Origin of the sequence: Scandinavium lactucae, assembly GCF_033843265.1 — a bacterium.
Taxonomy (GTDB): domain Bacteria; phylum Pseudomonadota; class Gammaproteobacteria; order Enterobacterales; family Enterobacteriaceae; genus Scandinavium; species Scandinavium lactucae.
The window spans coordinates 146,766-159,707 of record NZ_JAWXRD010000030.1 but is presented as its reverse complement, the minus strand read 5'-3'; the positions used below and the strand labels follow the sequence as shown (position 1 = coordinate 159,707).

Annotated in this window: 14 protein-coding genes and 1 tRNA gene; 8 read left to right on the top strand and 7 right to left on the bottom strand. The window is 46.5% G+C overall.

Annotated elements, in window-relative coordinates; translation table 11 throughout:
* Positions 1-160: 160 nt before the first annotated feature.
* The gene (locus tag SIK69_RS12815; RefSeq protein ID WP_319628887.1) at positions 161-2,134 is read right to left on the bottom strand and encodes an alkyl/aryl-sulfatase; all 1,974 of its coding nucleotides are present in this window, start codon (positions 2,132-2,134) and stop codon (positions 161-163) included.
* 194 nt (positions 2,135-2,328) lie between these two features.
* Between SIK69_RS12815 and SIK69_RS12810 the strand changes: the two genes are divergently transcribed.
* Positions 2,329-2,964 (top strand): helix-turn-helix domain-containing protein, encoded by a 636-nt coding sequence (locus tag SIK69_RS12810; RefSeq protein WP_319786235.1) that lies wholly within the window; start codon positions 2,329-2,331, stop codon positions 2,962-2,964.
* 8 nt (positions 2,965-2,972) lie between these two features.
* Here the strand turns inward: SIK69_RS12810 and SIK69_RS12805 are convergent, their stop codons facing one another.
* Positions 2,973-3,071, bottom strand: coding sequence for a YoaK family small membrane protein (locus SIK69_RS12805; RefSeq protein WP_319628889.1), 99 nt, complete (start codon positions 3,069-3,071; stop codon positions 2,973-2,975).
* Positions 3,072-3,235: 164 nt separating this feature from the next.
* Here SIK69_RS12805 and SIK69_RS12800 point away from each other — a divergent pair, with 164 nt between their 5' ends.
* The 6 genes from SIK69_RS12800 (at position 3,236) to SIK69_RS12775 (ending at position 7,469) form a co-directional block, all read left to right on the top strand.
* Entirely contained in the window at positions 3,236-4,201 is a 966-nt protein-coding gene (locus SIK69_RS12800; protein WP_319786234.1) for a tyrosine-type recombinase/integrase, read from the top strand.
* 899 nt (positions 4,202-5,100) lie between these two features.
* A complete protein-coding gene (locus SIK69_RS12795; RefSeq protein ID WP_045364388.1) occupies positions 5,101-5,760 on the top strand; it encodes a hypothetical protein in 660 nt (219 codons plus the stop codon).
* Between the two features lie 56 nt (positions 5,761-5,816).
* On the top strand, positions 5,817-6,230 hold the full coding sequence (locus SIK69_RS12790; protein WP_319786233.1) for a hypothetical protein: 414 nt from the start codon (positions 5,817-5,819) through the stop codon (positions 6,228-6,230).
* Positions 6,227-6,577: a hypothetical protein gene (locus SIK69_RS12785; RefSeq protein ID WP_045364382.1), complete on the top strand. Its 351-nt coding sequence runs from the start codon at positions 6,227-6,229 to the stop codon at positions 6,575-6,577. The genes SIK69_RS12790 and SIK69_RS12785 overlap by 4 nt, the downstream gene beginning before the upstream one ends.
* Positions 6,574-7,047 carry a hypothetical protein gene (locus SIK69_RS12780; RefSeq protein ID WP_045364379.1) on the top strand — a complete coding sequence of 158 codons (474 nt, stop codon included), beginning with the start codon at positions 6,574-6,576 and terminating at the stop codon, positions 7,045-7,047. The genes SIK69_RS12785 and SIK69_RS12780 overlap by 4 nt, the downstream gene beginning before the upstream one ends.
* A complete protein-coding gene (locus SIK69_RS12775) occupies positions 7,044-7,469 on the top strand; it encodes a hypothetical protein (RefSeq protein WP_045364376.1) in 426 nt (141 codons plus the stop codon). Before SIK69_RS12780 ends, SIK69_RS12775 begins: the two co-directional genes overlap by 4 nt.
* A 529-nt stretch (positions 7,470-7,998) precedes the next feature.
* Here the strand turns inward: SIK69_RS12775 and SIK69_RS12770 are convergent.
* From SIK69_RS12770 to SIK69_RS12750, 5 genes are all read right to left on the bottom strand, one after another.
* A complete protein-coding gene (locus SIK69_RS12770; protein ID WP_319786232.1) occupies positions 7,999-8,781 on the bottom strand; it encodes a DUF2971 domain-containing protein in 783 nt (260 codons plus the stop codon).
* Between the two features lie 13 nt (positions 8,782-8,794).
* The gene (locus SIK69_RS12765; protein WP_319786231.1) at positions 8,795-9,259 is read right to left on the bottom strand and encodes a hypothetical protein; all 465 of its coding nucleotides are present in this window, start codon (positions 9,257-9,259) and stop codon (positions 8,795-8,797) included.
* A gap of 339 nt (positions 9,260-9,598) precedes the next feature.
* Positions 9,599-9,675: transfer RNA gene (locus SIK69_RS12760), tRNA-Pro, on the bottom strand.
* Positions 9,676-9,750: 75 nt separating this feature from the next.
* Complete coding sequence (gene yejM, locus SIK69_RS12755; protein WP_319786230.1) at positions 9,751-11,511, bottom strand: LPS biosynthesis-modulating metalloenzyme YejM; 1,761 nt, start codon at positions 11,509-11,511, stop codon at positions 9,751-9,753.
* 24 nt (positions 11,512-11,535) lie between these two features.
* Positions 11,536-11,763, bottom strand: a complete 228-nt coding sequence (locus SIK69_RS12750) for a YejL family protein (RefSeq protein ID WP_319628891.1) — start codon at positions 11,761-11,763, stop codon at positions 11,536-11,538.
* A gap of 133 nt (positions 11,764-11,896) precedes the next feature.
* On the opposite strand from SIK69_RS12750, the gene yejK reads away from it, so the two are divergent.
* Entirely contained in the window at positions 11,897-12,898 is a 1,002-nt protein-coding gene (gene yejK, locus SIK69_RS12745; RefSeq protein WP_319628892.1) for a nucleoid-associated protein YejK, read from the top strand.
* Positions 12,899-12,942 lie beyond the last annotated feature (44 nt).

Here is a 12,942-nt window from a genome sequence, read left to right as displayed (position 1 = left end):
TCCTTTTGATCAGTTAGCAACAGGCGGATCGTAACATTCCTGAGCTGAATGATAAGCAGAATTTACCCATATTTTAATAAGTGACAGTGATATGTTCTGATGGAAGGTAGTGAGGAAGGGAAAAAAAATCCCTGCGACGAAGCGCCGCAGGGAAGGGGTGTTATGGTGTGACGATGTTAAACCAGAAGTCGAACTTGTCCATGTAACTCATCAGTTCATCCAGCTTAGCGGCGTTGCCAGTGATTTTCATATCACCGTTCGCTTTCGCCTGCTGCACGGTTTCCTGTTTCAGGATAATACGGTTAAGCGTATCGCGAGACATGGAAATCGTTGTATCAGCATCTTGTGCCTGAGTATCGGCGGTATGGTTCAGTACGCCGTTCTCCAGTTCAACTTTGTATTTGCCTTGTTCGCCGAAGTCAAAGTTGATCAGCGCTTTCGCGTTGGCCGCCTTAATGCCGTTCAGGTGAACGCCCATATAGTCGAAGAACATTTCCGGGGTCATCGCACGCACGGTATCCGGGCTGGCGGTGTTCGGAGTTGCACCTTTCATCACGCCATTACGCAATTCTTGTGCGCCGGTGAGATAGAAGTTACGCCACGGGCCAGATTCAGCCTGGTAGCCTAACTGCTCAAGGGCATCCGCTTCCAGATTCTTGGCATCCTGGTTGTTTGGATCGGCGAACACGACTTTGCTGACCACCTGTGCTACCCAACGGTAGTTACCCTGAGCATAATCGTCTTTGGCTTTGCTCATGATATTGTCGGCACCGCCCATGTAATCAACGTATTTCTTCGCCGCTTCAGTCGGTGGCAGTTCGTCCAGGGTGGCCGGGTTGCCATTAAACCAACCGAGATAGAACACATAGGTGGCTTTCACGTCGTGGCTGACGGAGCCGTAGTAACCGCGGCTGGCCCAGGTTTTCTCCAGGGTTTCCGGCAGTTTGAAGTTAGCTGCGATTTCATCGCGGGTCAGGCCTTCATTCGCCATACGCAGGGTCTGGTCGTTGATATAACGGTACATATCACGCTGACCTTTCATCAACTTGACAATGTTGTCGTTACCCCAGGTTGGCCAGTGGTGCTGGGCGATGATCACTTGCGCATCGTTACCCCAGCGCTCGATAGCGGCGTTGATGTATTTAGACCATGCCAGCGGATCGCGGATTTTTGCGCCGCGCAGAGAGTAGGTGTTGTGCAGCGTATGCGTGATATCTTCCGCTGCTTCGATCATCTTCTTCTCTTTCACATACCACAGCATTTCAGATGGTGCTTCCGAACCCGGAGCCATCATGAAATCGTAGGTCAGGCCATCGATAACCTCTTCCTGCCCGGTGTGGGTGATGTAGTTAGTTGGCTGGAGCAGGGTTACCGTACCCGCAGAGGTGGTAGTACCCAGACCCGCACCTACCTGACCTGTTGATTCTGCTTTCAGCAGATTGCCATACATATAGCTGGCACGACGGCTCATGGCAGTCCCGGCCATGATGTTTTCATCTACAGCCGCTTCCATAAAGCCGGCGGGTGCATAGATTTTCACTTTGCCCGATTTGACATCGGCTTCGTCAACCACGCCGCGTACGCCGCCGTAGTGGTCAACGTGGCTGTGCGTGATGACAACAGCCACAACCGGTTTTTTACCGCGGTTTTGGAAGTACAGATCCAGGGCTTCACGTGCAGGTTCTTCCGACAGCAGCGGATCGACCACCGTAATGCCGTCTTTACCTTCGATAATGGTCATGTTCGACAGATCGAGGTTACGAATCTGGTAGACACCGTCGGTGACTTTAAACAAACCGCCGATGTTAATCAGTTGGGACTGACGCCACAGGCTTGGGTTGACGGTCGCAGGTGCTTTGTCGCCTTCTTTAATGAACGCATATTTCGCCGGATCCCAGATGACGTTACCTTTTTCACCTTTGATAATGTCCTGCGGCAGCGCGGCAATAAAGCCTTTATGTGCATTCTCGAAATCGGTTTGATCGGCAAATGGCAGTTTCTGGTAAAGCGCATCATTGGCTTTCATCGTTGCGTCGGTTGCCTCTTTCGGCATGACGTTCGCCATTACAGGAATGGACAACGATGTCAGCATTCCTGCAATCGCTAAATGCATTGCTATTTTATTGAGTTTCATTAAATGGCCTCTTTAGTGTTGTGCCAGAAAAGATTTTTGAGATAATCGGAACTGTCGAAAAGATGTTCATTATTTTATGGGGGGATGTTGGGCGTGACTAGTCCCATAAGGGAGTGCAGGAGATGTCATCGAGTGATTGCTGCTATAATATATAAATGAGCAGAGAAATTTAAAAATAATAAAAGAGGCGCTACGTGGATTTTTCGCAATTACACAGTTACTACCGAACGCTAAAGATTGATAGTCATCTGACTGATATTACAGAGAAAGGTGAGCGATTTGTGTTTCCGGTTAGCCATAAGCTTGAACTGGAAGACGGGTACATCTATTTTATCGTTGAAGGCTCATTAGCTATATCGGCAACCGGTAATAGTTTAATTGTGGGGAACGCCATTGAATATATGCCAATTGGATTAATGGAACGCTATTGCCCATTGCTCAATTTTGAATATACCAGTATGACGCCGCTGGTGGTGATTAAATTAGCCGAGGCAGATTTCGATCGGATTTTTATTCACTCAGGCCCGGAGCGCGTCATTGAGCTGACAAAAATTCTTATCTATATGACTATCTTCAGTCTCGACCTGCATGTCGAACGAAAGCAGCTGACCAGCTATCAAACCATCAAACCGATGCTATTTCGTTATCTGTATCGTAGCCAGACCCACAAGAACGAACGCGAAGGGCTGGCGGCATTCATTATACGGCGAACTAACCTGTCGCGAACGCATGTGTTCAGGGTGCTGGCCGACCTGAAAGAGGGCGGCTACATCACGGTTGAAAAAGGCAAACTGGTGTCAATCAATAAGACGCTGCCAGAGGAGTATTAAGGGCGATGTTATGAGCCTGGTGTGGCGTAACCGCCAATGATAAACCATGCCAAAAAAGCGACCGCAACGACAAAACACAGGATAGGAAAGGCGATACCGATGCGCATAAAACCTCATGTATTTGCAGAGAAAAAAAAGCCAATCGACAAGGATTGGCTTTTTTATTGAATGTTGGTCGGCACGGAGAGATTTGAACTCTCGACCCTCGCCACCCCATGACAGATTAACTAACTATATCTCAAGGAGTTGGCCATTACTAGGAGTGTTTTTAATGGCTACAATCCGTCAATTACCATCGGGCAAGTTTAATGCGCAAGTTCGTGTTAAGGGCTTCCCCCAAAAGACAATAACCCGTGATTCTTATGCTGAATGTGAGCAAGCCGCAAGAGAGTATGAGCAAAGTTTAATCGCTCCAAAAGCTCACACTGTTGCGTGTATCACTGATCAGTACATGGCTGAAATCATGGTAAGGGGTGGAAAGAAAAGAGGCGGCTATGTTGCTACTTATTCTCGTTTAGTTGTTATCAATCGTACATTGCGTGGTAAGTCTCTTGAGACTTTGACTAAAGAGGATGTGCTGGCATATAGGAATGAAAGGGTAGGGGTTGTAAGCGGCTCTACAGTGCGCCTAGAGCTACAGTTATTATCCCGTCTGCTTAGATGGGCCAATGATGAAAAAGGCATTGATTGCACGGATGTAGTGAAGGGTGTGAAGCTTCCAGAAGCAGGAAAGCCACGGGATGTAATTGTTGAACCGCTACAGCTACAAATGATCCTTAGTTTAGCCAGTGAAAAGAGTAAACCGATCATTGAACTTGCCTATGAAACAGCTATGAGACGTAATGAGATCTTAGCTATTACACCTGCAATGGTTGATCTGAATAAACGTATTATTCGACTCAGTGACGATATGACAAAGAACGGGGAAGGGCGTAGCGTTCCATTGTCTACTAAAGCATGTGAAATGCTCCGTGTACTTTGTGATGGCAGAGACAAACACGCAAAGCTATTTACTCTTACACCGTATGCAGTCACACAGGCTTTCAGAAGGGCTGCACGATTGGCTAAAGTGTATAACGTGTGTTTCCATAGCTTGAGGCATTCAGCCATTACTAGAGCCGCTGAGAAAGGATTAAGCACGGTTCAGCTAATGGCGGTAAGTGGTCATAAGACTATCACTATGCTCTCCCGGTATTCCCATATCAAAGCGGAAAACATAGCTCATTTACTTGATTGAGCCATATAGCAAAGCTGTAACCATCCCGTTGAGATATGGCTCTACCCCCTTTCGAGATTAAAGAACAAAAACATGGCCCCTTATTTATAGGGGCTATTTAATAGTTATTCCTTTCACTCAGAATTAAATAGTTATAATCCATCCCCTACCATAAATGCCTCTTGATCGCGTGAGTTGCCAAGCCTCACGGAGTGTTATCCCTCACTGCATCATTGATAAGAGTTGTAGAGACAATTTGCTACGGAGTAGACAAAGTTTCTAACGGGTTATTTATCAATAGTTATTTACTACGGTAAACGCACCGTGTTTCCGGTCATGCACTGAGCATAGATGTTAACGTTATTACTGTGGATGTTAACTCTTCATGATCAAGATAAATAGTTACATTAGATAGCTCCAAAGCCCAGCACTTAGGTGCGTTGATACACTCTGCGTATGTGTGTACGCACTGTCTAATATATTGTTTATAAAGGTAATATCACTGACTGTTGATGTCTGTTGCCATTGTCATTAATTAGATCTCGGGCTTGTTCTACTTATAGTAGGTGCGCCTCCATGCTTAGCCTGTAGTCTGCTCAAGGCTTAACAGTCTCTTAGATCCCCCCTGTGTCGTAGACACTGCAACGCCGTAGGCTTCTGAGTGCCATCCCGCGCCCCCGGAAAGACACCCCCGCCCCTCCATACGAAAAACCCCATTGGGCCGCCTAAGTTTTATTGATCCCCTAAACAGAAAATTTTTATATTTTTTTCATATGGTTATAACCCTAGGGTTACTGACTAGTAAGATAGATCAGTCCTTTAGGCTATGAGTTGACTACTGATAGTTTGATTTTTTCTAGAGTTTTGTAAGCGTGGATCTGTACCATACGCAATAATCATTTTTAAGAATTGGGGTTTGTATGTTGGGCTTTGTGCTTTTTCTGGTAGCAGTGCTATTAATCATCATAATCATCAAGATACTGCCCCGCAGAGCGTGGAAAGGGATCGGTATTGCATTTGGTTTAGTTGTGCTGGTTTGTGTCGCTATCGTGGGTTACATCCAGTATCAGGATCATCGTCAAGAAGTAGCCCGTAAGGCTAATCTTATGGCCTACGCTCAGGACGTTGCATTTTATGCGACCTCGCACCGTTGGACAGCAGCTGACATACAGAACAGCCCTCATGCTACCCCTCAAGATGTGGAGTATGCGAAGCAACACGCTGAACAACTGAAAGATGCAGTTTGGATGCCTGACATAGAAGATTATGCAAAACGAGCTAGAACAGTGAAGGGCTTAACTTCCCTGTATGCCAGCGAATACACAAACCGCTGGACTAAAAACGCCGCACATCTTGATGGGAAAGGAGTTCAAGGCATTACAGATGTAATCATCCTTTCTGATAACTTCATTGTCTCAGAGTGGGAAGCCAAAGAGCTAGCCGACCAAGGTTTTATCAACTCTGTGTTTGTGAAATATTATTCTCTCGATGGTTCAAGGGTTTATAGTTCAAAATCATCTAAATGGATAGATACAGATGCTAAGAGCAAAGAATCCTTTAACAATGCGAAAGAAAACTAATTTATCAATTAATATCAATCACTTGTGAAACAATTGATTAGAGAGAGCGATACGTAGTGAAACGATTAACCCTTATGTCTTTCTTAGTTATATTAAGTTGCGTCACTGCTTTTTCTGGCGTGGCTAACGCCACTGATGCTGCTGACGTTGCAGCACAGCATAGCACTAAGGCACAAGCCTATGTAGCTTGCGGCTTCTACTCTAACTTGTCGCATATGAACGATCACAAGCCCAGCGATGAACATTTTTTCTTAAAGGCCGGGGCTAATGAGTTCATCAAATCTACTGAGTCCTTGGGATCTGTAGCGGAGCGGGAAGATATATTGATTGATTACGCTAGCTACGTGGCCTCTCAGCAAGCTCTATTATGGGATCAGCCCGGCCTAAATGATCTGAAAACCGTAGAACAGGCAGCTAAAAAATTATATGCCGCTGCAAACTGCGACCTTTTGAAGGAAGCTATCAAGTGAAACGGTTACTTGTTCTCCTTGTATTGCTCTCTACCAGTGCCATAGCACACGCTAAAGGCGTAGAAGGAACCTATAAAGCAGAGCATACAAAATACAGTTTCGAAACGTTGGTTGTTGGCCCTGATAAGTTTAAAAATCGCTTAAGGTATTGGGGTGTTCTACCAGATGGGAGCAACTCAGTTTATTGGGTCGTTGAGAAAGTGGGGCCGGGGCTATATCGGGAAACAAATGTTAATGCAGACAATGAAGCTATCCAATTATTGTTTAAAAATGACACAGTGACACTTCAACACCGCCATGTAGGAAAAGTGGTTGATTTTGATTTATACCGGAAAGTAATCGAATGAAAAAATTATTGGTCATTGTAGCGGTAGTAGCCACCTTTGGTGTTAAAGCCGCCCCAGTAACTTATAACAAGGAACAGTCTTTAGAAATTGCTAAGCGCGGTACTTTAGCGGTAAGGCTGGCTGAGTGTGCGCAACTAGGTCAGCAAGCCAAACAGCCGAACAACGTTCTACAGGCTCAAGCCGATGGCTTTAACCGTGAATCAGATGCTTTCTTGGCGTCCCTTGCAAAGGGTGAATTAACTAAAGAAGCTTGGGATAAGATCCCTATGATTTGGGGGATGTTGCTTAATGACTATCACACATCCTTTGAATTTGTTAAGGGCGCTTTGTGGTACAGCATGAAGGTAAATGCTCGAGAGAATTACACGGAAGGGGCTAATCCGTCACAACCGTGGAAGGATTACGAAAAGCAATTAACCAGTAAAGCGGCAATCCTCTACAGCGATAAAAATTGTGATTTATTGAAATGAAAAGTTTATTAATTGCACTCTTTACTGCGTCGATTACAACTATGGCAAGCGCAGCGCCTACTATGTGGGCTTTCAAATGTGGCAAAACTATTGTTAGCTGGGAGAAAGAACCCGCTAAGGAAGGGGAAAAGGGTAGCCACCTTTACGCGACGTGGAAGGATCAATATGGCTACCATTCACGGGTTGAATTATATCTAAATGGCTCAATGCCAAACGACGATGGATTAATAGAACAAACATACCTATTCCATGAGCTAGACGACAAGGGCAACATAACCAAAGGCGGTGGGATTATGATGAACTATGTTCAAAAACTAGACAAATGGACATACAGCCTATCTAACGTAAAGGTAGATAACGGACAAAAGGATGCAAATCAGGTCTTTAAAAAAGGCGCTTGTATTCTTACCGATGCCCAATAATCTCAGCGACAAGTGAACAAGTACGACAGTTAGGTAAAGGTCATCGCTTGTAAATAATCTGTAACTATTTCTTGTATAACCCTTTTATTCAAAGCGGGAGCCGGTCACTTGCCAAAACACTTAAATTTGATGGTTTCCAGATTACAAGGCAAACCGGAGATTATGAAATAACATCTAAATTCAAAAGGTTAATAACAAGTTAATGCAGCGATTATGCTTCACAGGAAGTACGTAGAGACATCATCTATAAGGAGGTAATGCGATGGTAAAACAAAAGGATGTAAAGGACGTAGCGAAGTACATAGATAGACTCACGGCAGTTTGGATTGAGAATAACCCCGGAGCGTTACAGTATTTTGGGAAGGAGCGGATTAGAGATGCACTGTTAAACGAACAATTGCGAATAGCGTTTAAACGCCTCGATAGTTTCGTCGGTAGTATATAGCAGTAAATTCCTTGAACTGAATTCACTGCTTATCAATAGCAAAATAGATCTAAAACGCCTATAAGAATAAAATGATATTTATTTTCAGTCGTTTATGTGATTTCGCTCCATCGCTCTTAAGATTTTTTCGGCAGAGTCAAAAACCTCCATTCTCTCCATCACATGTGGATGGGTGCTGTAATGGTAATCTTCTTTATCTAGATCCCAAGTGCTTTTCTTAAAATCACATTGATAAAGTTTTATTGTCTTATTGAGAATTAAACTCTCTAACTCTTTGTTATTTCTTACTATATTGTCAAAATTTTTGTTGTTAATTCCGATGTAGATCTCTGTGACAGCATCTAAGTTGACTACTTTATCAATTAAAACAGCGCCTTGCCTTTCTAAAAACTCAGTCTTTTTTATTATTCTGATTTCTTCTTCATAACGCCAATGTATTGATTTAGTGAGTAATAATTTGCTTATGATATCCGTGTCATAGACGTTATCTTGGCTTACTTTTAGTTTGCTTTTTCTTCGTTCCGTTAAGTATTCAATATCGCCTTGTGGGGCAGTGATTAAACATTTTGATTCATCGTCAAAACCTGCCTTTTCAGTGTCGATTGCCACAGCAAAACCTTGATGCTTGTCGGAATAATGTGACCACATCAAGACGTTAAGCGGATTCTTCGATAAGCATAAGCAAGCAATATTGCAGTTAATCACATGCCGCATTGTTAACGATTCAATTGATTCATCATCGAGTGAATAGCCATAGCTTTCGAAAGGATCATTAAATTCACCGTGCGGTGTAAATTTTAAAGAAATATAGCCATCTTTGAAGAAGTGATCCAATGAAGCACTATCAATGTATTTATACACAATCACAGGATTTTATCCTTTAAATCTGATCGTTAGGTTGACTGATAAGCCTAATAGCTTTCCAGCAAAGGAAAATAGTTGCTAACCTTGCACCTTCGCTAACACTCTGATTACAAGCGACTTTAAAAGCCTTGTTTTGAATCTCAACCCAATCAAATTTTAAAGCGCTAAGTTCTTCAAGTGTTACTTTGTAAACATGCTTGTGAGCATAATTGTTTCTTATCTTGTTGATAGCCTTGAATGCTGAGTAATGTTTTGTATCAATCAAACCCATAGCCAAAGCTAAATCTAACTTAAGTTCGAATGAACGAGTGTTTTTGAACAGGGCTTTAGGATCAACAAGATGTTTAGAAATCAGAGTTTCTAAGACCTTTTCAATAAAAATATGTCCTTTGAGGATAGGGGATAGCTCTTCTTCGTCGAATACAAGCCGTTCCATCGCGTGAGCATCAAGTTCTTCATAACTTAGTGTGTTCAAGTCCAAAATAAGATCCTCTTAGGACAAAATCATTTGATAAATCATATCCAAAAATGTGATCTAGTGGGATGTTTTCTTCAGCGTCGGCACGTAGCGCAGCCTGAGTAGCATAGCGAAAAGCCCGTATGGGCTGGCACGGCTTTAGCCGTTGTTCGCGTCTTAGGCGTAAGCCTTGCACGTCATGGTGGCGAATTATTTTTGTGAGGAATGTCACATTGTGTTAATTGAAACGTGAGGGATAACGGAACAGGGGAAGCATGGGAGCGGGCATTGTGTATACACAAAAACGCGGGTAGAATAGGGGTTCAACCAACAAGGCTAAACCCCTGATCTATAGCGTTAAATTGGTCGGCACGGAGAGATTTGAACTCTCGACCCTCGCCACCCCATGACGATGCGCTACCAGGCTGCGCTACGTGCCGATGCAGAGAAATAATACTACCGTTTTCAACGCCGAATGCAAGACGGTACTCGTCAGGTGATTGATAAATAACCAATCAGTTGGCAATGAAACGTTTTTCTTCTGTCAGCACCTGCAACAGCAGGCTTAGCTGTGGTTTCCCGTCTTCGACCTTCTGATCGTCACGATCCCACGTGCGGTAGCTGCCGTTATGGTTGAGTACCACGGTGACCCTCGGCGTAGTGATCGCCAGGTCAGAGTTGCTCGCGGCGGTTACCCAGTTGTGGCGACGTGGGGCAATAAACAGATCCTGACCCTGTGAGTATTCATTCGCTGGGGTGTTGACGTGTAACAGGCGCTGCATCAGCGTGGTCATCACATCTTTGTGGTTGGTCAGGGTAGTGATTTCCTGCGCCGGGGTGCCCGGCCAGTGAATGACCAGCGGTACCTGAAGCTGTCCGCGTGACCACTCGAATTTGGCACCGGCTTTATCCAGCGGAACGCCGTGCGCGGCGGTGATAATGACTACTGTTTTATCGAGCTTGCCAGAAGCTTTTAGCGCGGTAAGCACGCGCTCAATTTGGTTATCCACATCTGCTGCCGCACGGGTATAACGACGGGTAAAGTTTTGTTTCTGGCTGTCATCCAGGGTGGTGCCGTTGAATGAAATCCAGGAGAACCAGCGGTTATCTTCCTGCGCGTAGCTGCCCAGCCAGTTGATCCACTGGCTGGCGGTGTCCGCATCTTTCTGTGATTTAGACGGCGGAAGGGAGAAGTCTGACAGTAGCGCCTGGCGATACATCGGGCTGCTAAAGCCATCAGACGAGAACAGACCCAACTGATAACCCTGCTGGTTGAGCGCGGAAATCAGAGCGGCAGGCACGCGCGCGGAGAGCACGCCGTCCATATAGCTTGGGGAAATCCCGTAGAACAGACCGAAAATACCGGTGTCTGTGGCATTACCGGCACTCATGTGCTGAGTAAAGTTAAGGTTTTGCTGAGCAAAACTGCTCAGCGCTGGCATCTGCTTCTCAAAGCGGGAGTAATTCAGGCTGTCTACCGTTATGAGCAACACGTTCTGACCGGTGCCCATATCGCGGTAGCGCAGATCGCTCAGCGGATACTGCACGGAAACGGCTTCCGGGTCACCTTGTTCTACCAGACGACGCTGATAATCTTCCGCGTCCAGTAGGCCATGTTTCTCAAGGAAGCGACGGGCGGTCATCGGATAAGAGAGCGGCAGGTTGGCGCGCTGCATGGTTATTGGACGATAGAAATTAGCATCGGCCCAAATGTACATCACATGGGTTGCGACAAACGCGGTAAACAGGAACCAGGCGACCGGGCGCGCATAATGCCGACGACGGGTGAGGCTACGCAGCTTTTGCCAGCTCCAGGTCGCGAACAGCATTTCAATCAGCAGGATAACCGGAACACTGATGAACATCAGCTGCCAGTCGCGGGCCATCTCGTTCTGATCGGGGTTGATGACCAGTTCCCACACAATCGGATTGAGGTGCAAGTGGAAACGGGTGAAGACTTCGCTGTCGATAAGCAACAGCGTCATGCCGACGGTGGCGAGGATTGCGGACAGGAACCGCATCAGCCGCTGTGACATAACGACAAACGTTAGCGGGAAGAGGATCAGCAGGTAACTGGCGAAAACCAGAAAGCTGAAATGTCCGACGAGGCTGATGTACGAGTACACGCGACCCGACAGCGTCGTCGGCCAGTCGGCGACAAACAGATAACGGCTACCGAGAACGGCGGCCAGAAGAATGTTGAATAGGGCAAACCAGTGCCCCCAACTGACCATCTGGGACACTTTTTCTCGGTAGGGCTGACGATGAGTCACCATACTGTTTGTCGTCTTCCTTCGTGCTTAGTGCGCCGGATCGTCGCTAACAGAAGATTGCAGCGCCTGAGCAAAGGAGCGGGCAATCGCCGAGCGCTGGGCTGGTGCGACGCTTGTGTTAATCAGGTTAGTCACCATATTGCCCAACACCATCAGTGAAAGGTCGGTTGGTGTCTTGTGTTTTTCCAGCACGTTGGCAAGCTCAGTCAGCAGTTGTTCAACGTGTTCATCACTGTAGCGGGAGATTTGCGGCATAAATCCAGAATCTGTTTGTTCATGAAAGGGCAACATATTACCGTAGCAGCAGCTTTTTTTCCGCTTTTTTTCGACTTTACACAGTTGCGTCCGCGGTGGTTGAATACCGCCCGGTCTAAAAGGAGAGTTTAACATGAGTCTGGATATCAACCAGATTGCCCTGCACCAGATGATCAAGCGTGATGAAAATAACCTTGAGGTGGTGCTGCGCGATACTTTGCTGGAGCCGACGGCAACGGTCGAAGAGATGATGGCTGAGCTGCATCGGGTCTACAGCGCGAAGAACAAAGCCTATGGCATGTTCAACGAAGAAAGCGAACTGGCCCAGTCTCTGCGCCTGCATCGTCAGGGTGAGGAAGATTTCCTGGCCTTTAGCCGAGCGGCGACCGGACGTCTGCGCGATGAGCTTGCAAAATACCCGTTTGCCGACGGCGGCATCGTGCTGTTTTGCCACTATCGCTATCTGGCTGTCGAGTATTTACTGGTGGCGGTGCTCAACAACCTGAGCAGTATGCGCGTCAATGAGCAGCTGGATATCAGCTCAACACACTATCTGGACATCAATCACGCCGACATCGTGGCGCGTATTGATCTCACCGAATGGGAAACCAATCCGGAATCCAGCCGCTATCTGACCTTCCTGAAAGGGCGGGTTGGCCGCAAAGTATCGGATTTCTTTATGGATTTCCTGGGGGCCAGCGAAGGGCTGAATGCGAAAGCGCAAAACCGGGGGTTGTTACAGGCCGTTGACGATTTCACCGCCGAAGCGCAGCTCGATAAATCCGAGCGTCAGAACGTGCGTCAGCAGGTCTACACCTACTGCAACGAACAGCTGCAGGCAGGGGAAGAGATAGAGCTGGAGTCGCTGTCCAAAGAGCTGTCGGGCGTCAGTGAGGTTAGTTTCCACGAGTTCACCGCGGACAAAGGCTACGAGCTGGAAGAGAGCTTCCCGGCAGACAGAAGCACCCTGCGTCAGCTAACCAAATACGCCGGAAGCGGCGGGGGGCTGACGATCAACTTCGATGCCATGCTGCTCGGTGAGCGTATTTTCTGGGATCCGGCCACGGATACGTTGACCATCAAAGGCACACCGCCGAATCTGCGCGACCAGCTCCAGCGTCGCACCAGCAAATAATGCAGATATAAAAAAACCCCGCCGAGGCGGGGTTTTCTACAACT